We start from the raw sequence: 19,969 nt of genomic DNA on the forward strand, positions 1-19,969 counted from the left end.
TTTCCATTTTGAGTGGGCGGGCTTGCTCCGCTGTGGCGCTTATCCTTGAGTAGCGAGAGATTTTAAGATGCATGTATTAGTGATTGGCAATGGTGGACGTGAACACGCCCTAGCGTGGAAATTGGCACAATCCTCTCAAGTCAGCCGTGTATTTGTCGCCCCAGGCAACGCAGGCACTGCACTAGAAGAGAAAGTAGAAAATGTCGCTTGTGATCCTTTGGATTTTGATGCCTTAGTTGATTTTGCGCGTACTCAAACGGTGGCCTTAACGGTTGTCGGCCCAGAGGCTCCCCTGGTTGCAGGGATTGTGGATCGTTTCCAGGCTGAGGGCTTGGCGATTTTTGGCCCACAGCAAGGTGCTGCTCAGTTAGAAGGTTCTAAAGCTTTCACGAAAGATTTTTTAGCGCGTCATCACATTCCTAGCGCCGCGTATGCCACCTTTACTGAAGTCGAACCAGCACTGGCTTACTTACGTGCACAAGGTGCCCCTATTGTTGTGAAGGCAGATGGTTTAGCGGCAGGTAAAGGGGTCATTGTGGCTATGACTTTGGCAGAGGCCGAAGCCGCCGTGCAGGATATGCTCTCTGGTAATGCCTTTGGTGATGCCGGTGCGCGTGTGGTGATTGAAGAGTTTCTCGAAGGGGAAGAAGCCAGCTTTATTGTGATGGTGGATGGTGAAAATGTTTTACCGATGGCCACCAGTCAAGACCACAAGCGTGTTGGTGATGGAGATACAGGCCCGAATACCGGTGGTATGGGTGCTTACTCGCCTGCGCCCGTCGTCACGGCAGAAGTCCACGAGCGCATTATGCAGCAAGTGATCTGGCCCACTGTTAAAGGTATGGCTGCAGAAGGCAACCCTTACACCGGCTTTTTATACGCAGGTTTGATGATCACCCCAGCAGGTGAGCCCAAAGTCATCGAGTATAACTGCCGTTTCGGTGATCCAGAAACTCAGCCGATTATGCTGCGTTTGCAATCTGATTTGGTTGATTTATGCCAGGCGGCATTAGATCAGCGTCTTGATCAAGTGGAAGCCACTTGGGATACGCGTGCGTCCATTGGTGTGGTGTTGGCTGCCGGTGGTTATCCAGGCTCTTATGATAAGGGGCAAGTGATTACTGGGATTCCAGCTGCAACAGCCAGTACAAAAGTCTTCCACGCGGGGACACAACTGAACTCAGAAGGGCAAACGCTCACCTCGGGTGGGCGTGTGCTTTGTGCCACGGCACTTGGTGAGACAGTGCTAGCGGCGCAGCAAGCGGCTTATCAAGTGGCGCAGCAGATTCAATGGCAAGGTGTATTTTTCCGTCGTGATATTGGCTATCGTGCCATTGCACGCGAACAAGGCGAAATCTAGACCGGCCTATATTTGGGGCGCTTTTGTTGATCTTGGTTTGTTTGGATGCAAAAGAACACAAAAGCGCCTTTTTGGATCATCCAATGCAAGGAGGAGATCTTGCTTATGGCACGTATCCGTTTAGAGTTTCCTACCCCTGTTTGTTTTCAGCATCAACTGAGTGTACGTATTAGCGATTTAAATTATGGTGCGCATTTAGGGCATGATCAGCTTGTTTCCCTCGTGCATGAGGCCCGCGCGCAATGGTTTCGTTGTGCCGGTCACCATGAGCTTGATATTGAGGGTGTGGGTATTGTGGTTGCAGAGCTGGCGGTGAATTATCAAGCAGAAGCTTTTTTTGAAGACCAAATCAATATTGAATTAAGTGTGGGTGAAGCAGGGAGTAAAAGTGTAGAAATTTATTATCGCCTGCGCCGCGTACAAGATGATGTGGTGATTGCGATTGCTAAAACAGGTGTGGTCTTTTTTGATTTTCAGCAGCGTTGTGCCGTGCCCATGCCCACAGCCTTTCGCGCTATGATGGCTTGATCGTCGTCAATAAAAGAAGGAGGTTGGGTATGTCACGAGAATATCCTATTATCGCGGTGACAGGCTCATCCGGTGCAGGAACAACCACAGTCGAAGCCGCGTTTGAGCGTATGTTTACCCGCCAAGGCATTCAAGCGGCGTTTGTTCACGGAGATAGCTTCCATAAATATACGCGTGATCAGTTGGCACAAATTTTGGCTGAAAATCCCCAACAAAGTGATTCTTTATCGCATTTTGCGGTAGAAGCGAACTTACTCGATAAACTGGAATTGTTATTTCATGAATACGCTGCCAAAGGTACAGGAACCTATCGGCATTATATTCATGCAGAAGATAAGGATATGCTGGAAGCGGGTTATCAGGTGGGGACATTCACCCCATGGCAGCCGTTGCCAGAAAATACAGATTTACTGCTGTATGAAGGTTTGCACGGTGGTTTAGTCACCCAAGAGTATAATATTGCCCATTATGTGGATTTATTAGTTGGGGTCGCACCTTCGGTGAATTTAGAATGGATTCAAAAAATTGACCGTGATACGAAAATGCGTGGTTACTCACAAGAAGCTGTCATTGATACCATTTTAGGGCGTATGACAGATTATGTACGTTATATCTTGCCGCAATTCTCCCGTACCCATATTAATTTCCAGCGTGTGCCAACGGTCGATACCTCGAATCCTTTCGAGCAACACGAAGTGCCCAGTGATGCAGAAAGTTTTGTCGTGATTCGCTTTCGAGAATCCCAACGAATTGATTTTCCTTATTTATTGGCCATGATTCAAGATAGCTTTATGTCGCGCCCGCATACGCTAGTGATTCCTGGCGCTAAAATGAGCCTTGCCATGGAAATGATTTTAGGGCCTTTAGTACAAGACTTATTGGATAATCGTCGCTTTCGCTAGCAAAAAATCAGCTTCTCTCAATAAAAAGAGGTGCATTCCACTAGAGACACTGTGAGAATGCATTCTCTTTTGCGCATTGCGCGTTACCAGTTATCGGCTTGTGCCCAAACTGGGCGCTCCTTCTCGTACCTGCTGTATCCGGCGCGCTGGCCGCAAAATCCTTCTCCTGTGACCTTGTCATTTTAACGAGGTGAGGCTGAGATGGCGTTAATTTTTACCGCCACAAGCGAAGACAGGATGATTAAACTTAACAGCGATCTTGTTTCTTTGTGCTTGTTTAGAAGTTAGGGAACCCCTTAGCTTGTGTTTTTATCTTCTGCTCGGTAGTAACTTACTGAAGTGGCGGGAGGCGTTTTCTCTGCATAAACACGCACTGAGTACACACATTTTTCCTATAGGAAATCGGTATTTTGAGCATGTCTGAATCTAATTCTGCGCCTACTTTTACTTCTTTGGGCCTACCTAAGGCTTTGTTGGACACTGTAACAAGCATAGGTTATAGCACCCCGTCACCGATCCAAACCCAAGCTATTCCCTATTTATTACAAGGTCGTGATCTTGTGGGTCAAGCCCAGACAGGTACAGGGAAAACCGCAGCTTTTGCTCTACCTTTATTGGCACGTATTCAAGTCGAGAAAGCCCAGCCACAAGCCCTGATTTTAGCACCCACTCGTGAACTTGCGATGCAAGTAGCCGAGTCTTTAATTCGTTATGGCAGTCAAATGCCTAAGCTCAATGTCGCTTGTTTATATGGTGGCGCTGGCTTCCGTGAACAGCTACAAATGCTCAAGCGTGGTTCACAAATTATTGTAGGCACCCCAGGGCGTGTGATTGATCACATCCGTCGTGGTAGTTTAAGCCTTGCTTCCTTGGCAACTTTGATACTTGATGAAGCCGACGAAATGTTGCGTATGGGCTTTATTGAAGATGTTGAATGGGTTTTAGAACATTCACCCAAAGAACGTCAGATCGTCCTTTTCTCAGCGACTATGCCAGATCAAGTGCGTTCAATTGCACAACGTCACCTGAAAAATCCTGAAGAAATCGCTATTCGTGCACGGACTGCGACCGCAGATACAGTGCGCCAGCGTGTATGGCGTGTTTCTGGTATGCCTAAACTAGAAGCTTTGCAACGCTTGCTGGAAGTCGAGCCAGTCGATGGTGCGATTATTTTCGTACGTACTAAAGCTGCCTGTGATGAGCTGGCCGATGCCCTGCAAGCGCGTGGTCATGCAGCAGCTGCTTTGCATGGTGATATGGCCCAGCCGCAGCGTGAACGTGTGGTTGAGCAACTGAAAAGCGGTCAACTCAACTTATTGATTGCTACTGACGTAGCAGCGCGTGGTCTGGATGTTGAACGCATCAGCCATGTTTTTAACTATGATATTCCTTTCGATACAGAAGCCTACATCCACCGTATCGGACGTACAGGCCGTGCTGGCCGTACAGGGGAAGCTATTTTATTTGTGACCCCACGTGAGCAACGTTTACTACGTGGCATTGAGCGTGCGACAGGCGGGCGTTTGGAAACCTTGCTGCTACCAGATGCAGCAACCTTAAATGCACACCGTATTGCACGTATGCAGGCTAAAGTACGTCAAGTGCTAGATAATACGCCTGAGCTCAACACACGCTTAGAACCTTTTACCCGCATCGTCGATGGTTTATTGGATGAAGGTTGTGATGCGCGTGATGTGGCGATTGTGTTTGCACGCCTTTTCCATGGAGATACGCCTTTCTTTGCACATGATCCTAAGCCGCGTCCTGAACGTGAGTTGGGTTCACGTCGTCGTCGTAGTGATGAAGAAGCTGGAGAGCGTCCACGCCGTCGTGAGCGTGCCCGTCGTGATGAAAACATGCCGATGGAATCTTACCGCATTGAAGTCGGACGTTCGCACGGTGTACAACCAAGCAATATCGTAGGTGCCATTGCCAACGAGGCAGGTTTAGCTAGCCGCTTTATCGGTCGTGTCAAAATTCACGCTGATTACAGTACGGTTGATCTGCCTAAAGGGATGCCAAGCGAAGTCTTCCAAGCTTTGAAGAAAGTACGCATTTGTGGTCATCAAACTGGGGTAACGCGCCAAGAAGGTTTTGCCGCTGGTGCTGGTATGCGTACAGAAGGCCGTGGTCGTCGTCGCAGTAGTAGTGCACACGCCTAAGCTTTGATCTTTTTTTAGCAAAAATCCGCGTAAACCCTTGTCCAATTGGGCGAGGTATTAGCCTGCCACCTACAAAGGTCGCAGGCTTTTTTTGTCTTGCTTGTTGATTGCGGTATATAAAAAGCGATTTTTGTGCTATTGGATATTTATGCGGCGGATGTTTATGCTGGATTCCTGTACACTTCAGGAGCAAATTCTAATGACAAATAACGAGCAAATACCTCACTCCAATAAGCGTGCACCCTCTTTATTATTCGTTGATGATGAAATTTCAGTGCTAGAAGCCATCCAACGTTTATTGCGCCAAAGCGGCTGGAAAGTTGCAGTTGCTCAAAGTGGTGAGCAAGCCCTAGAGTATCTTAGCCAAAATCCTGTGGATGTTTTAGTTTCTGATATGCGTATGCCTACAATGGATGGTGCTACTTTGCTGCATCAGGTGCATCAGAGCTATCCAAGAATTGTGCGTATTCTATTAACAGGCTATGCCGATATGGACTCCACCATTAAGGCGATTAATGAAGGCCATATTTATTCTTATTTAAGCAAGCCTTGGGAAGCAGAGCATTTAAAAGTGACCTTAAAAAATGCATTGCGTATGAAATGGCTGGAAGATAGGCGCTTACATTTAGAAGTTCAGCTGAAGCAGCATAACGAACGCTTAGAGCAAGAAGTACAAAAACGCACCACGCATTTGCGGCAATTATTAAAAAAATTAGATGCAAGTAACCATCAATTAAAAGAAACTTATGACAAAGCTATTCGTATGCTGGTGCATTTGGTAGAAATTAATGAGCCAAGTGCTGCAGGGGTAGCTCAAAGAGTGGCAGATCATTGTGCCCTTTTAGGCGAACGTTTAGGGTGTACACCGCAAGAAATCCAACAGTTATATTATGCAGGGTTATTGCATCGCGTAGGCTTGATTGGTATGCCAGATCACATTCGCCAAGCGCCTTATGATCATCTCAATCCGCGTGAGCGCTTACGTTATCATAGGTACCCACAGCTTGGTGAGGCTGTCTTGATGGATATGGAAATGCTGCAGCCTGCTGCCGCTTATATCCGTGATCATCGTGAACGCATCAATGGTGGTGGCTTCCCGAATCATTTAGCGGGGGACGATATTAGCCTAGGCGCACGAATTTTAGCTGTGGTTAGTGAGTTTCATGCTTTATTAGGGGGATTGGACTCGTTTGCACGTTTAACACTTGATGGTGCACGTACAGAGTTAGAACGCCAAGCGGGCCAATTACTGGATCACAAGATTGTTCAGTCCTTTTTAACCCTGCTGACAGAAGAAAACTTAAGTGTCGATGAAGTCCGCTTACCTGTTGAAGCCTTATGTTCTGGAATGGAATTAGCAGCAGATTTAACCACTTTAGAAGGTTACTTATTGCTTGCGCGTGGTAGTCGTTTGAATGGCCGCTTGCTTAGCCGTTTAAAAAGCCTGCAAGAAGATTTACAAGTTGAATTTTCTGTTTCAATTTTGCGTTCCAGTATTCCCGCAGGTGTGCTAAAAGAAGTCAACGAAACTTTAGCAGCGCAGGCAACACAAGCGACTCCAACCTAAGCCACGCTGTGCACTTTTGATGCTATTGATTTGAGGAGGCCGTATGCCTAAGGCGCCCCCATCTGCCAAGAAGCAGGCTTCGCATAAAAAAAGTGCGCAACGCCCTCCTAAAAACACCCGTAGTTTTTACCAATGGCTATGGCGAATTTATGTACGCACGGCCTTGATTCCCATCTTGATTGTGGAATTACTTTTTATCGGTGGCTATTTTATGGCCAACCACCTGATTGAGGTGGAAAATGCGCGTTTATTACGTCAAGAAGCTTTGCGCACAGCACGGACGTTAGTACGTCAAGAAGCTGATTTACTGAATCGAGAATTACAACAAATGCAACGCCTTTTAGGTATGTTAGGCGAGCATTTTATGCAAATTTGGCGTTATCCTCTGCCAGAAAGTACGTTAGAACGGAGCCGTTACCAAGCAACTGCCAATGGCGGCTACGTCACCCAGCAAGGGTATCTTGGCCAATCGTCTGCTCTGGTCTCTGCTTATGGACGTCGTGGAGATTATGCCTTAAATCAAGCCGTCCACATGGCACACCTTGATCCTTTAATGTTTCGTTTATACCGAGACCACCCTTTAATCGATCGTGTTTATGTGTATACCCAAGATTCTGTGATCCGTCAGCAACCTTTAGCTCCACTATTACCGCGTTATGGTGAATTCTTTGATATTCGCCAACACCCAGATTTCCACTATTTCAGCCGAAGTCAGCCTACCCGAGAACCCCAGTGGCGCGCTGTTTATCAAGATATGCAAACAGATCGTTGGATGACCAGTCTCATCTTGCCCTTATGGCTGAGAAGTGAGCCACAAGATCCCATCGCTTTATTAGGTGTCGATGTTTCTATTAATACCCTAGCTCAGCATTTACTTAATTTACATTTACCTTGGGAAGGCTATGCCCTCTTATTTGATAAAGATCTACGTTTATTGGCCTTACCGGAAGCTGCTCACCAAGATTGGCAAATTGCGATTCCATCGACAGATACGCGCAATTTATTAGGCTATCAACCTCAACGTATTTTGGGACAAGCGCGTGCAGTGGAGACCCAAAGCCAACATGGTAATGCCTTAGGTTTATTAAAGAATCAAGATTCTGGATTGGCACAAGTTTACTTAAATGGTCATAAATTATTAGTTTGGGAGCCGATAGAAGCGACGGGTTGGCAGCTGTTGGTTGTCTTGCCTGAAGAAAATCTCTATCAAGCGGCAGTGGCATTAGCAGGACGTTTTTGGGATTTGTCTTTAATGCTTTCTGTCGTGTTACTTGTTTTTTATGGTGTGTTAACTCTTTATGTCTTGGGTTTAGTGCGGCGTATGGCACAACATTTAACTGCGCCCACCCGCATTTTAGAACAAGCCATGGCAGCAATTGGCCGTGGTGAATATACGCAAGATTTACCGACTTTTAAAATTTCGGAATTTCAAAGTGCACGTAATCACTTATTACATATGAGCCGCATGGTGCAAGCAGGCGTTGCTGAGGTGAATATTAGCCATGCACGCTTACAAGAAGCCAAACATAGACTTGAGGAAATGAATGCCCACTTAGAACAAAGAGTTGCACGCCGTACCCAAGAACTTGAACGTATGAACACAGAGTTACAACATGAACAAGCTGCACAACAAAAGTTAATTACTAAATTAAGGGGTGCTTATCGACAATTAGTCCATGCAGAAAAAATGGCATCTATTGGGCAACTTGCTGCGGGGGTTGCGCATGAAATTAATACCCCCTCTAGTTTTGTGAGTTCGAATCTAGAAGTTTTACAGGAGTATTTAGCTCTCTATGAAAAGCTACTCGGTTTATATGAGCAGTGGCGCTATGCAGATAATGAATATCAAGCCCATCAATTACTGGCGCATTTAGATCACTTGCAACAGGTCGAAGATTTTGATTTTGTACGTGCTGATGTACAGAAATTGCTTAATTCGAGCTTAGAAGGCATTCGACGCATTAGTAAAATTGTGCGCAGCTTAAAAAATTATTCTCGTCAAGTGGAAGAAACGGCTTATCCTTTAGATATGAATGAGGCCTTAGATGAAGCTCTATCTATGGTGTGGAATGAGCTTAAATATAAAGTAAAAGTTGATAAACAATATACGGATTTGCCGAAAATCCTTTGTATCGGCGACCAAATTAAGCAAGTTTTTATTAATTTATTAATGAATGCGATTCAAGCCATTGAGAAAAATGGTCGTCTTTGGATTGCAACAGGTCAACACACTGAGGGTGAAATCTGGATTAGTATTCGCGATAATGGTACCGGAATTAAAAGTGAGTATTTAGAGCGTATTTTTGATCCTTTTTTTACTACCAAGCCAGTTGGCTCAGGGACGGGTTTAGGATTAGCCATTAGTTATGGCATCATTGAGCAACATGGCGGCCAAATCCATGTGCATAGTGAAGAAGGTGTCGGGACTGAATTTATTATCAGCCTACCTTTGCAACCTCCAGTCAAACAGTCTCTGCAAACAGGCCAACTTGATGAAGAAAAAGCGGCTACTTTGGATGCCTTGGCACATGCTTATGCGCCTCATCCAAGCCTATCTCGCGACCAAGAGATGCCATCTCCGTAGCCTAGTTTTATCATTTTCTGCCCTATTAATTACCTGCTCTGGTTACCAAAAATCATCAATTATCAGAGTGGGTACTAGCCTTTGGCTTGGATATGCCTTAGTACATTTGGCGCAAGATTTAGGCTACTTTGAGCAGCAAGGAATCCAAGTACATATTAAAGATTTTGCTGCTTTGGCAGATAGTCGGCGTGCTTTTGAACAAAGCTGGATTGATATTATTGGCGCAACGCCAGTAGAAATGCTGCTTTGGATATGTTTGTGCTGTATCTGGCGTTACAGGCAGCCAATATGCAGATTGAAGAGATTGAACTTTTTCCTCTAAATCAGGGCGAAATTCTGCAAGCTTGGGCACCGCATCAGGTCGATGCTGTGGTATCTTACCCGCTGGTTTCTTTACAATTACAATGTACCTTTGACGATATTTATCAGGTTTTTTCTAGCGCACAAACGCCAAAAAAGATCATTGATTTATGGGTGACATATCAAAAGATGGTCCGGACATCACCACAACAATTGGCCGTTTTTGTTCGGGCTTTAGCTCAAGCAACAGAGTATATACAAACATATCCTCAGCAAGCACTGGCTTGGTTTGTGCAACATTTTCATTTACCTTCTGCTGAAATACAGCAAGGTTTATTAGGGTTGCAATGGCCAAAAATACATGAACAGGCTGACTTGCTTGTGCCTCAAAGCGAGGTAGTACAAAGCCTACACATGGTCCAGCAGAGTTTACAAACCTTGGAGATTTTAACGCCGCTAAATATAAAAAATATCACTTGGTCGACTACAGCTTTTGTGCCTACTAATCAAGCTAAGCATGATGCTGGAAATAGATAAAGGATACAAAGGGGTGAAATTAGATTATTTTCTGAACCAAAAAATACGTGCTTCTTTATCTTTACGTGTGCTGATGCCCTTATTTTTTGCTGGGATTACTATCACCGTAATTTTGACTGGTTTATTCTATTAGGTGTCAAGAGACCATTTAATTGATGTGCAAACAAGCACAGGCTTAGCGCTTTTTAGTAGCACAGATGCCCCCTTGGCGAGTGTACAGCATTTAGATGCTTATCTTTATTTGATTATTGATTTATCAGCGAATTCTACACCCAATTAAAGCCTTATATCAATTAACTTTGGCTCGTGAACAGGGCAAGGAGGATATTTGGGCTAGTGAGGTTCGCCAAGATCAACTTGGGCATTTAGTGCGTGCACTTAATCACTTATTTATTGTGCAACAAGATAAATGCCAATTGTACCAAAAAATGTTTCAAAAAAATGTGGCGCCCAAATTATTAATTGATCCTAGCACAGGTGCAATTGTTGATGCGAACCCAGCAGCATCACGATTTTATGGCTATAGCATACATAAACTACGCACGATTAACATTTGCCAAATTAATACCGCAACTGCGGAAGATGTTGCAATAGAAATGCAGAATGCTGCTAATGAGCAAAGGTGCTATTTTCGCTTTATTCATCGTTTAGCCGATGGTCAACTAAAAGAGGTCGAGGTTTTTTCAGGTCCAGTGCACTATGAAGGGCGCATGTTGTTATATTCTATAGTTCATGATGTGAGTGCGCAACAAGAGCTACAACGTCATCTTTTTCATCTTGCACATCATGATGAGCTTACTTCATTATTTAATCGACGGTATCTGATGAATTATTTAGAAAGAAAATATAAAGAGAAACATAATTTTGGATTAATTATGTTTGATATTGATTTTTTTAAAAAATTAATGACAGCTATGGCCATGATTCCGGTGATCAAGTGTTAAAACAATTAAGTAATCTTGTAAGTGGCTTAATTACAAAAGATGACGTATTAGGGCGTTGGGGCGGTGAAGAATTTATTTTATATGTTAATCAAGCCTTATGTGCCCCTCAACTTGCTGAACGCATTCGTATGCAGGTAGCAACGCATGCTTTTACACAGATTCCTAAGCTCACCTTAAGTTTAGGGGTTGCTAAAGCTCAAACTTATCCTAGTTTAGACAAGGCCTTGCTCGCGGTGGATGCTGTCTTATATCAAGCGAAAGACCAAGGGCGCAATCAAGTTTGTGTTTTAAGTAACGACTTTCAATGCCGTATCTAAGCTTTTTCGTGAATGTGGGTGACAAATAAAAACCAAAGGGTTAAATGTATCCTTTGTAAAGCCTATCCTTTATAATATGCGCTCGAGCTGAAACACTTGATGCATGGAAGCGCTTTGTAAGCGCACAATAAGAAGGAGTCTTATACTTATGGATACCTCTTTGCGTTATATTGCTACCTTGAAAGCCCTGCCGCGTTACCCACTTGCTGTGACTGTACAAGAATTGCACGATCTTTTGTGGGAGCAAGGGTTTGAAGTCGAGTTGCGCACCATCCAACGGGATCTCAATAAATTGGCAAATTTATTTCAGATTGGTTGTGATGACACTTGTAAACCATACCGTTGGTATTTTCAGGCAGAGGCGCCTGTAGAAAGTCTGCCTGCATTGGATGCGAGTGCAGCGTTAGGTTTGCTGATGGCAACACAGCAATTAGAGCAAAATGCACCTTCTAGTGTATCAAAAACCTTTACCCCCTACGTGCAAGCGGCACACAAGGTATTTAACCCTGTCGAGCCTACGACTCCTGTGAACGTACGTCCTACCATGACGCCGCCATCACATCTGCGGCATTTTGTGCGCACGCTACCGACACATTTCCAGCTGCAAAGTGCCTTTGTTGATGTCAGTGTATGGCAAGAAATAGCTCAAGCGTTATTACATAGACGCCAATGCCGGATTTTATATCAAAGTCGTGAAAGCGATACAGTCCGTGAATATTATATCAATCCATTGGCTTTAGTCTTAAAAGGCTCAGCATTTTATTTGTTAGCTACTTTTAAAGGCTATGAGGATGTGCGTCAGCTTGCGTTACATCGTTGCCAACAGGTGCAGGTTTTAAGTACCCGTGCACAAGTGCCGATTGATTTTGATTTAGATATCTTTTTATACAGCCAGCAACTAGGGAATAAGAAAGCAACAAGCCACCCTAGCAGGATGCGCGTCCATTTGCGTTGCCTACGTCCAAAGATGCAACATCTACTGGAAACACCAATCGCTGCTGATCAAATGTTATTACTAAGCACTAAAGATTACTTTGAAATCACAGCCAGCTTGGTCGATAGCGCAGAATTTCGTGCTTGGTTGCTTGCGCAAGGAGAAGATGTACAAGTGTTAGGACCAAGTGAGTTACGCGAACAGATCCAGGCTCGACTCCAAGCCGCACTAGCGCAATATCATAATGCTTGGGATGAAGCATTAGCATAAAAATTGACCAAAATGCGCGACAAGCCCCGTACTTTGAGTGCGGGGAAGGAGAGCACAGGGAGGCGTAGCCTCCCTAATGGGGCTGGGTTTGTTGCTTTATGTAAAGTGATTGACAGTCTGTGCGTGTTTTTTAGCAAGGACTCTTTTTGGCTTCTGGCGATTCTTACCGCCTTTCTTCAATCGAGCCAGCTTCTTTTGCTCAATTGCGAGACTCTGTTGGGACTTGCGTAGGAAGCGAGGGTTTGGTGTTTTGTTGTCCTCGAAGTCGATCAGATAGTGCGACAAGCCCAGATTCATCCCAAGGGTTTTATCCGATTCAATCACCGAATCGCAACGCGACGCAATGCAACTCTGGATGGAGAATTCCGTGCTTTTCGTTAAATTTTATAAGTTCTCTAATGGGCTCATCACACCTTTCCCATCTTGTTTAAGCACATGTGTGTATATCATGATCGTTTCGACATTTTTGTGCCCCGGCAACTCTTGAATGGTTCGAATGTCATAGCCTGATTCTAATAAATGCGTTGCAAAGCTATGTCGAAGCGTATGAGGCGTTATTTTTTTGTGAATGTTGGCGCAACTTGCCGCTTGTCTAATGGCTCTTTGTAATGCTTGTTCATGCATGTGGTGCCGGCGTTTCTTACCGCTTCTCGGATCGGTCGTGATATTTTGGCTCGGAAACACATATTGCCATGCAAAGGTTTTATTTGCGTGTACTGTCGATCCAAGGCATTGGGTAAATCGACCTCACCATAACCATGACTCAAGTCGATATCATGAATGCGTTTGGTTTCCGTTAATTGTGCTTACAAAGCTTCGATGATGCTTGACGGCAGCATAACCACACGATCCTTATCACCTTTACCAGCATGCATAGTAATGGAATGATAACCAAAATCAATGTCCTGCACACGTAAACGAACCAGCTCCATCAAACGCAAGCCACAACCATATAACAACTTCACTTGAAGCTGATAAGAAAGAGATACATTTTCTAGTAATTAACTGACTTCAGTTTGCGTTAAAATGACAGGTAAACGCTGCGGTTTTTTTGCTCGCGTCACATTCTCCGCCTAAGGCGGCTCCATTTGCAGAACTTCTTTATACATAAAAAGCAAAGCAGCTAACGTTTGGCTTTGTGTCGAAGAAGCTAGGTTTCTCTCAACTGCCAAGTAAGTCAAAAATTGTTCCATTTCAAGTTTACCCATTTCAGCAGGGTGACGATTATTATAAAAAATATAAATTTTTTAATCCAACCTACACAAGCTTCCTCAGTACGTATAGAATAATGCTTAGTTCGGATACGTTCACGCACAAGGTCTAAAAAGCGTGGTTTAGTCGCCATAATTTATGCCTTATAAAATGGAAAGAATTAAAAATTAAATTCAATGATAACATGCTGTTAGATTAATTTAACCTACGAAATTAACGATACAAAGCATCAGTTTTATAATTTGTTGACATGCATAATGTGCTTGGTTTAGGATGTCTAAATGTAGTTATAAGTTTTGAGTAAACCTTAATATTTAGTAACTAAATTTAAAGGAGAGTCATGAATAGTAAGGAATCAAAGAGTCAAATAAATCCTTTGGGGTTAGATGCTAAAAGAGAAAAAGCAGGAAGTGACACATATAGAAAATATAATTATCAATATCACTGGGCATTCTGCAGAATGCTCGATGAACATAGTGAGGGAAATGAATACGCTATTTTTATTGAAGAACATGAAGATGTAACACTGGCAAACAGCCTTAATGGCTCATCTGCATTGTTTGAATTCAATCAAATCAAAGAAATAGGAAGTAAATCAACAATCTCTTCATTAACAAAAGATAAAGAAAAAACAGTCTCACCATTAAAAAAGCTTGCAAGCAGTGTGTGCAATAAAAAGTTCTCGGGTAGAGTTTCAAGTGTTAACTTTGTATCTACTGGTGGATTTAGCTTTGACTTGCACAAAGAGGGTTTATCATTCGAGGTCATAAAGGTTGGACAGCTAACAGAAGGTGAAAAAGCTAAAATTCTTAGCTGCATATCTGAAATAGATAAAACCAATATGCTAGAAAGCAAGATGGCATTTATAATACCAGAGCTGCCAGAAAAAGGGTTTGATCTTGCTGTTGAAGGTAAGATTAGTCAATTGATAAACAAACGAGTACCTGGGTGTACTTACAACTCTAGCTCAATTTACAGTTGCATAATTAGAGATCTTCAAAGAAAAGGTGAGAATAGTTTTGATTATCACGATTGGGATGATTCACTGAAGAAGAAAGCAGTTACAAGTAAGCAACTTGATGAAATCATAGACCAACATGTGAAAAGAAAGCCTGATGAGAATTTAACTACGGAATTGTTATATATTCTCAAAGATGAATATAATCTTAATTCTTTAAATCGTAGAAACATTGTTAGTGCATTTGATAGGTATTATACCGCAAAATTGAGTAATCGAGACTCAGAACTACACAAGGTATCAGAAGAAATAAAAAAATTGATAAAAGAAAAAATTGATAATTTTTCTACTGCTGCCGAATTAGATAAATATGTATTTAGCCAAGCAACTGATTTATTAGCTGGCTACTTCCCAAGTAGAGAAGATTTTTCTGGTGCATTTTTATATGAGTTGGTTGCATTAAAATGAAAAATAATGTTTATGCATACAAAAAGCTTATAAGAAATTTAAGGAATAATTTGCATGAGAACCTTGAAGTTCAAAAAACTCACGATAATAAGCAATCTGCAAAAGAAAGCCAGACAATTAGAGTTCTCAGACAGATACAATCTAATTCTCGCTGAGGGTACCAATAGTGTTGGTAAGTCCTCTGTAGTAAAAAATCTATTCTGGTGCTTTGGCTGCGAGCCAAGATTTGACGATAAATGGAATGGTCTGAATTGTAAAGCAATCGTTGAATTTGAAGTTGGCAATAAAAAATACTGGGTTGCCCGAGATGACAACCGCTTCTTTTTATCTGAAGATGGTATTAAATATAAATCATACACTGGTTTGGCTGGAGATTTCTCAAAGAGAATCTCAGAGATTGTAAACTTTAATGCTCTATTACCAGTAAGAAACCAGGATGAAGTTGTCATACCTCCTCCTGCGTTTTACTTCCTCCCGTTTTACATAGATCAAAAACAGAGCTGGTCTAATGCATGGGTTTCATTTGATAAACTCGGACAGTTTGCTGATTGGAAAAAAGAAATTATTCAATATCATTCGGGCATGATCAAAGAGAATTATTTTGATTTGACTAAGGATATTTATGAAAAAAAGAGAGAAAAGGCTGCCATTAAGAATCAGATTGATAAATACGAAACCGCAATATCAATAGTTAGCGACTTTATTCCGAGCATTGAAACAACGGTAAATTTAGAAGAGTTCGATGAAATCGAAGAAGAACTTAAGTATAAAATACTTGAGTTGCACAATTTACAAGAACTTGTCTTTGAAGAGTTTGCAGAACTTAGGGCAGATAAAGCTCACATTCAAAGCCAGCTTGCTATTGCAAATGAAGCTGTAAGTAAGCTTGAAAAGGACTATGAGTTTGCAGAAGAAACAGACAATGAAATAGAGTGTCCAACCTGTGGTGTCATTCACGATAACACTCTAGTCAATAGGTTTGCATTACTTAAAGATAAAGAGCAAGCTGAGCAAGTTGCTAAACGACTAGAAAAGGCATTAAAGAAATATGAGAAAAGTGTCATTAAAAAAGAAGAAGAGCTAAAAGAAATTAGAAATAAAATTGAAGCATTAAATGAGAAATATTATAAAAAAGAAGACAATGGAAACACGATAACATTTCAAAATATTCTTGATTCAGTTGCAGCGCATTCTGTTACGCATAAAGTTAATAGAAGTAAAAGCATCAAGCTTGAAAAATTCTACTCGCTAGAAGCTGATGAAAAAACTTTAGGGAAAGACAGGAGTAGTACATCCAAAGAGACTAGAAAAACTGTCAGAGATAAATTTCTAGAGCTTTTTCCTAGCTATGTTGCCAAGCTTAAAGCATTTGGAGTTAATACTTCCAATATAAAATCTCCAGAAAACCATGCAAGAGTTGCCAAAAGTGGTGGTGCCGCCGAAAGCACAAGAGCCATGCTTGCATATTATGTAAGTTTATACAACCTCATAAGTATGTATAGTGAAGAAATTCTAAGCCCGCTAGTTATTGATACTCCAAACCAGCATGAGCAAGCAGCAAAGCACTATGAAAGCATAGTTTCTTTAATCATGAATAATACCCCTGCAAACTCACAAGTATTTCTATGTGGTATGGATTCAGACAAACTGTCTCAAATGAAAAATCAAGGACAAGTGCACTTTCTAGAGAAAGAACACGCTCTTCTAGAAGCTAGTGAATATGAAGGGCTGAATGAGATATATAGCAGCATCTTCGAATAATCAGGAAAACGTATAATAAATAAATCTAGGTGATGCCTACGGCGCACCTGATTTAGGCGTTAGGTGGCCAGATGGAAAAATCAGCTTTATATAAGTTAATAAATACGAAAAATCCCCAGATAATTGGTATAGATGGAGAGTTAGTATCGGGAGAAACTACTATTTCAGATAAATTATCTGAATTATCTGGTTATTAATGTATTTAGATGATTTTTTGAAAAAAATCAAAGGCATTTTGTTAAACTTCTCCAGCTTGATAATTTAAAAAAATTAGAAAGTATAAATTAGCCTCTTATAATTGAAGGAGTTTGTCTTTTATAATTTTTAAATTTATTAGAAATTTCTCCGAGTTTGCATATATTCATTAATAGACCCATAGATAGTTTAAAATATAGAATCCCTGAAATTGCTTCTGAAGTTGACAGCTATATTTACAACTTTAATGCTCAAGAAATCTCTAATTTGAGGTTATGTATAATGCCAAATGGTCGAACAAATCAACTAGATGTTGATATAGCGTACATTAAAGCAAAAGCCATTGTGAGTGGATTTCTTGCATTTGGAGGTATCGTATCCATCTTTGTGGGAGCTTTCGTGTTCAATGCGGGAATTTCTTCTGAAAACACTACCTTGATTAATATTTTAGGCGCAGAAGTAACTGCAAAAGGAATAGGAGCTGTAATATTATCGTCATCTGTCCCTTGGGCGTATTTTTCATATTTATCAAGACCAAACTATAGTAGAGCAAGGGAAAGTCGTACTAATACTACAGCAGATGGAACACAGGAAGTTTATGAATTTGATAGCTCAACAATGAAGTCGGCTCAACCACGAAACCGCACCTAACTTGTCACTCAAGGCCGACTACCCGCCGTCGGGCTTTTTTGGTTTTGTTTTGAGTTTTGTGGCGCACTGCCCGATGAGAGGCTGCAAGGTATCGCAGGTCTTGGAATAAGAGAATGGACTTGCAGTGCGTGTGGTGTCACGCACGACCGCGATATCAACGTGGCCAAGAACATTCTTGCGCTCGGGCATGAGCGTCCTGTCGAGGGAATCCCCGTCCTTTAAGGCGGGGAGGATGTCAAAGATAAGTGCAAATCACCTTATTAAATTAAGCGCCCCACTTTGGCATGAGATCTTGCTGCAGACCAAGATGGTCTAAAATTCTCGCCACAATAAAATCAATTAAATCTTCAATACACTGGGGTTGATGATAAAACCCCGGACTTGCCGGTAAAATCAGCGCCCCCATTTGGGTAAGTTTTAACATATGTTCAAGGTGTACTTGATGATAAGGCGCCTCTCTAGGGACGAGAATCAATTGACGCCTTTCCTTTAAGGCAACATCGGCGGCTCTCTCAATTAAATTATTACTGGCACCGGTAGCGATGGCAGATAAAGTACCGCCAGAACAAGGGCAAATCACTAAACTTTCAGGCGCACCCGAGCCTGAGGCAACCGGAGCGAACCAGTCTTCGCGGCCGTAGACGGTTAAATAAGGCGCGTAAAGATCCGCATCAGGTGTGAAATATGCAAGCAATTGTTGCTGCAATTTTTGTGGTTGCGCTGCTAGTTTATAAGGGGTTTCTGTAGCGATCACCACATGTGCGGCTTTAGAAATCAACACACTGGTTTCTACTTTAGCGGCGAGTAGGACTTGTAATAAACGTAATCCATACTGCACGCCTGAAGCGCCCGTCATCGCAATACATACGCTGGTGCTCATAATTTCCCCTTTGGGTGATTCAAGATGATAGGTTTGCCAAGGCATCAAGCAAGCGTGTATGCAAACCAGCAAAACTACCGTTACTCATTAGCACCAAAGTATCTTGGGGGCGGCTTTGTTTAACCAAAGCTTCTAATAAATCACCGGCTTGGGTATACACTTGCCCCACTCCTAGGGTATCAAGTGACCATTGTACGCCTTCGCTTTGATACCAATACACTTGATCCGCTGCCTGTACGCTGGTAGCTAAAGCGGCTTTTAAGGTGCCCTGTTTCATCGTGTTAGAACGTGGCTCAATCACCGCGAGCAAACGCCCTTCTGGATAAGTGGCGCGTGCGGCTGCTAGGGTGGTTTTAATCGCTGTCGGATGGTGCGCAAAATCATCAAATACACGACGGCCAGCGACTTCACCGCGCAGTTGCATACGACGTTTTACCCCTTGAAAACCTTGGAGTGCTTGCAAACTGATCTCGGGTGTAATCCCGACATGACGTGCGGCAGCAATAGCAGCTAAGGCGTTATGTTGCATATGTTCGCCGGCATAAGACCAATGACACTCACCAAAGACATGTTCCCCTAAACCCAAACGCCAAGCGCGCCGGCAAGGGGTTAAAGCTTGGCTCCACCAATGTGCTGGTTTTGGCTCATCGTCTGTTGTGAGGAGGCTCAGGCTTTGTGTTGGCGTCCAACATCCTTGAGCAAAGACGGCATCAAGCGCACTCTCTCCTTGTGGATACACAATCAAGCCTTGCGAAGGCAAAGTACGCACTAAATAATGAAACTGTCGTTGAATCGCTGCAAGATCGCTGAAGATGTCTGCATGATCAAACTCTAAGTTATTCATAATCAGAGTGCGTGGATGATAATGCAAAAACTTAGAGCCCTTATCAAAAAAGGCCGTATCGTATTCATCGGCTTCAATCACAAAAAATGGGGTATCGCCTAGGCGAGCCGAAATACCGAAATTTTCCGCAACGCCACCAATTAAAAACCCAGGCGCTAAGCCCGCGTATTCTAAAATCCACGCAAGTAAACTACTGGTGGTGGTTTTGCCGTGCGTGCCGGCCACGCCCAAAACCCAGCGATCTTTTAATAGATGCTCATGCAACCATTGTGGGCCAGAAGTGTAGGCAAGTTGCGAGTTCAGCAGGGCTTCAATACAAAAAGTCCCGCGGGATAAGGCATTGCCTACAATCACTAAATCAGGCTGAAAACTTTGCGGATCATATTGATAACCTTGATGAATTGGGATGCCTGCTTGGATCAGTTGATCACTCATCGGTGGATAAATATCCTGATCACTGCCACTGACTTCATAACCTGCTTGTAGCGCAAGTTGCGCTAAAGAGCCCATAAAGGTGCCGCAAATACCAATAAAATGAAGATGCATTGCGTATTTCTCTTAAAAGAAGGCGTCAATTATGCACATGCAATAACCG

Annotated in this window: 19 protein-coding genes and 3 pseudogenes; 16 read left to right on the forward strand and 6 right to left on the reverse strand. The window is 42.8% G+C overall.

The genetic code is table 11. The features are described from left to right. The first annotated feature begins 67 nt into the window (after nucleotides 1-67). The 11 genes and pseudogenes from purD to BMX05_RS03785 all read left to right on the forward strand — a co-directional run bounded on the left by purD (nucleotide 68) and on the right by BMX05_RS03785 (nucleotide 12,405). Nucleotides 68-1,360, forward strand: a complete 1,293-nt coding sequence (purD, locus tag BMX05_RS03740; RefSeq protein ID WP_093308617.1) for a phosphoribosylamine--glycine ligase — start codon at nucleotides 68-70, stop codon at nucleotides 1,358-1,360. 105 nt (nucleotides 1,361-1,465) lie between these two features. Further along, nucleotides 1,466-1,888, forward strand: coding sequence for an acyl-CoA thioesterase (locus BMX05_RS03745; protein ID WP_177166776.1), 423 nt, complete (start codon nucleotides 1,466-1,468; stop codon nucleotides 1,886-1,888). A 29-nt stretch (nucleotides 1,889-1,917) separates the two neighbouring features. After that, nucleotides 1,918-2,790 carry a phosphoribulokinase gene (locus BMX05_RS03750; RefSeq protein WP_093308619.1) on the forward strand — a complete coding sequence of 291 codons (873 nt, stop codon included), beginning with the start codon at nucleotides 1,918-1,920 and terminating at the stop codon, nucleotides 2,788-2,790. A 416-nt stretch (nucleotides 2,791-3,206) separates the two neighbouring features. Then, complete coding sequence (locus BMX05_RS03755) at nucleotides 3,207-4,952, forward strand: DEAD/DEAH box helicase (RefSeq protein WP_093308620.1); 1,746 nt, start codon at nucleotides 3,207-3,209, stop codon at nucleotides 4,950-4,952. A 199-nt stretch (nucleotides 4,953-5,151) separates the two neighbouring features. Then, nucleotides 5,152-6,519, forward strand: a complete 1,368-nt coding sequence (locus BMX05_RS03760) for a response regulator c-di-GMP phosphodiesterase, NosR family (RefSeq protein ID WP_177166777.1) — start codon at nucleotides 5,152-5,154, stop codon at nucleotides 6,517-6,519. A gap of 43 nt (nucleotides 6,520-6,562) precedes the next feature. Continuing rightward, on the forward strand, nucleotides 6,563-9,103 hold the full coding sequence (locus tag BMX05_RS03765; protein ID WP_093308622.1) for a sensor histidine kinase: 2,541 nt from the start codon (nucleotides 6,563-6,565) through the stop codon (nucleotides 9,101-9,103). A gap of 252 nt (nucleotides 9,104-9,355) precedes the next feature. Then, nucleotides 9,356-9,940, forward strand: coding sequence for an ABC transporter substrate-binding protein (locus BMX05_RS03770; protein ID WP_093308623.1), 585 nt, complete (start codon nucleotides 9,356-9,358; stop codon nucleotides 9,938-9,940). Nucleotides 9,941-10,073: 133 nt separating this feature from the next. After that, nucleotides 10,074-10,220, forward strand: a complete 147-nt coding sequence (locus BMX05_RS12460) for a hypothetical protein (protein WP_177166778.1) — start codon at nucleotides 10,074-10,076, stop codon at nucleotides 10,218-10,220. A gap of 115 nt (nucleotides 10,221-10,335) precedes the next feature. Beyond that, nucleotides 10,336-10,698, forward strand: a pseudogene (locus BMX05_RS12960) (PAS domain S-box protein); the annotation flags it as partial. Between the two features lie 66 nt (nucleotides 10,699-10,764). Then, nucleotides 10,765-11,201: pseudogene (locus BMX05_RS12965) on the forward strand (GGDEF domain-containing protein). A gap of 148 nt (nucleotides 11,202-11,349) precedes the next feature. Further along, nucleotides 11,350-12,405 carry a helix-turn-helix transcriptional regulator gene (locus BMX05_RS03785; protein ID WP_177166780.1) on the forward strand — a complete coding sequence of 352 codons (1,056 nt, stop codon included), beginning with the start codon at nucleotides 11,350-11,352 and terminating at the stop codon, nucleotides 12,403-12,405. A 96-nt stretch (nucleotides 12,406-12,501) separates the two neighbouring features. Here the strand turns inward: BMX05_RS03785 and BMX05_RS12970 are convergent, their stop codons facing one another. From BMX05_RS12970 to BMX05_RS12975, 4 genes and pseudogenes are all read right to left on the reverse strand, one after another. Continuing rightward, nucleotides 12,502-12,729, reverse strand: a complete 228-nt coding sequence (locus BMX05_RS12970) for a transposase (RefSeq protein WP_143051939.1) — start codon at nucleotides 12,727-12,729, stop codon at nucleotides 12,502-12,504. Between the two features lie 60 nt (nucleotides 12,730-12,789). Then, on the reverse strand, nucleotides 12,790-13,089 hold the full coding sequence (locus tag BMX05_RS12845) for a tyrosine-type recombinase/integrase (RefSeq protein ID WP_281246213.1): 300 nt from the start codon (nucleotides 13,087-13,089) through the stop codon (nucleotides 12,790-12,792). A gap of 122 nt (nucleotides 13,090-13,211) precedes the next feature. Further along, nucleotides 13,212-13,379: pseudogene (locus tag BMX05_RS12850) on the reverse strand (tyrosine-type recombinase/integrase); the annotation flags it as partial. A gap of 99 nt (nucleotides 13,380-13,478) precedes the next feature. Further along, on the reverse strand, nucleotides 13,479-13,649 hold the full coding sequence (locus BMX05_RS12975; protein WP_449680603.1) for a site-specific integrase: 171 nt from the start codon (nucleotides 13,647-13,649) through the stop codon (nucleotides 13,479-13,481). 308 nt (nucleotides 13,650-13,957) lie between these two features. Between BMX05_RS12975 and BMX05_RS03800 the strand changes: the two genes are divergently transcribed. The 5 genes from BMX05_RS03800 (at nucleotide 13,958) to BMX05_RS03815 (ending at nucleotide 17,872) form a co-directional block, all read left to right on the forward strand. Then, entirely contained in the window at nucleotides 13,958-15,043 is a 1,086-nt protein-coding gene (locus tag BMX05_RS03800; RefSeq protein WP_093308628.1) for a DUF4297 domain-containing protein, read from the forward strand. A 54-nt stretch (nucleotides 15,044-15,097) separates the two neighbouring features. Further along, complete coding sequence (locus tag BMX05_RS03805; protein ID WP_093308629.1) at nucleotides 15,098-16,804, forward strand: hypothetical protein; 1,707 nt, start codon at nucleotides 15,098-15,100, stop codon at nucleotides 16,802-16,804. A gap of 71 nt (nucleotides 16,805-16,875) precedes the next feature. Next, complete coding sequence (locus BMX05_RS12855) at nucleotides 16,876-17,001, forward strand: hypothetical protein (RefSeq protein ID WP_281246214.1); 126 nt, start codon at nucleotides 16,876-16,878, stop codon at nucleotides 16,999-17,001. A gap of 280 nt (nucleotides 17,002-17,281) precedes the next feature. Next, nucleotides 17,282-17,650, forward strand: a complete 369-nt coding sequence (locus tag BMX05_RS03810; RefSeq protein ID WP_093308630.1) for a hypothetical protein — start codon at nucleotides 17,282-17,284, stop codon at nucleotides 17,648-17,650. Between the two features lie 66 nt (nucleotides 17,651-17,716). Beyond that, nucleotides 17,717-17,872, forward strand: a complete 156-nt coding sequence (locus BMX05_RS03815) for a zinc ribbon domain-containing protein (protein ID WP_218138978.1) — start codon at nucleotides 17,717-17,719, stop codon at nucleotides 17,870-17,872. 43 nt (nucleotides 17,873-17,915) lie between these two features. Here BMX05_RS03815 and BMX05_RS03820 read toward each other — a convergent pair whose 3' ends face one another. Then, a complete protein-coding gene (locus BMX05_RS03820) occupies nucleotides 17,916-18,530 on the reverse strand; it encodes a flavin prenyltransferase UbiX (protein ID WP_177166781.1) in 615 nt (204 codons plus the stop codon). Between the two features lie 19 nt (nucleotides 18,531-18,549). Beyond that, nucleotides 18,550-19,920, reverse strand: a complete 1,371-nt coding sequence (gene mpl, locus BMX05_RS03825; RefSeq protein WP_093308632.1) for a UDP-N-acetylmuramate:L-alanyl-gamma-D-glutamyl-meso-diaminopimelate ligase — start codon at nucleotides 19,918-19,920, stop codon at nucleotides 18,550-18,552. Nucleotides 19,921-19,969: the final 49 nt, after the last annotated feature.

The organism is Allopseudospirillum japonicum, assembly GCF_900108915.1.
GTDB lineage: Bacteria > Pseudomonadota > Gammaproteobacteria > Pseudomonadales > Halomonadaceae > Pseudospirillum > Pseudospirillum japonicum.

Excerpts from the sequence above, each read along its gene's own strand:
- BMX05_RS03810 (WP_093308630.1), top strand. The coding sequence starts at position 17,282 with ATGCCAAATGGTCGAACAAATCAACTAGATGTTGATATAGCGTACATT.
- BMX05_RS03745 (WP_177166776.1), top strand. The coding sequence starts at position 1,466 with ATGGCACGTATCCGTTTAGAGTTTCCTACCCCTGTTTGTTTTCAGCAT.
- BMX05_RS03765 (WP_093308622.1), top strand. The coding sequence starts at position 6,563 with ATGCCTAAGGCGCCCCCATCTGCCAAGAAGCAGGCTTCGCATAAAAAA.
- BMX05_RS03800 (WP_093308628.1), top strand. The coding sequence starts at position 13,958 with ATGAATAGTAAGGAATCAAAGAGTCAAATAAATCCTTTGGGGTTAGAT.
- BMX05_RS12855 (WP_281246214.1), top strand. The coding sequence starts at position 16,876 with ATGGAAAAATCAGCTTTATATAAGTTAATAAATACGAAAAATCCCCAG.
- BMX05_RS03750 (WP_093308619.1), top strand. The coding sequence starts at position 1,918 with ATGTCACGAGAATATCCTATTATCGCGGTGACAGGCTCATCCGGTGCA.
- BMX05_RS03805 (WP_093308629.1), top strand. The coding sequence starts at position 15,098 with ATGAGAACCTTGAAGTTCAAAAAACTCACGATAATAAGCAATCTGCAA.
- BMX05_RS03785 (WP_177166780.1), top strand. The coding sequence starts at position 11,350 with ATGGATACCTCTTTGCGTTATATTGCTACCTTGAAAGCCCTGCCGCGT.
- mpl (WP_093308632.1), bottom strand. The coding sequence starts at position 19,920 with ATGCATCTTCATTTTATTGGTATTTGCGGCACCTTTATGGGCTCTTTA.
- BMX05_RS03770 (WP_093308623.1), top strand. The coding sequence starts at position 9,356 with ATGTTTGTGCTGTATCTGGCGTTACAGGCAGCCAATATGCAGATTGAA.
- purD (WP_093308617.1), top strand. The coding sequence starts at position 68 with ATGCATGTATTAGTGATTGGCAATGGTGGACGTGAACACGCCCTAGCG.
- BMX05_RS03820 (WP_177166781.1), bottom strand. The coding sequence starts at position 18,530 with ATGAGCACCAGCGTATGTATTGCGATGACGGGCGCTTCAGGCGTGCAG.
- BMX05_RS03755 (WP_093308620.1), top strand. The coding sequence starts at position 3,207 with ATGTCTGAATCTAATTCTGCGCCTACTTTTACTTCTTTGGGCCTACCT.
- BMX05_RS03760 (WP_177166777.1), top strand. The coding sequence starts at position 5,152 with ATGACAAATAACGAGCAAATACCTCACTCCAATAAGCGTGCACCCTCT.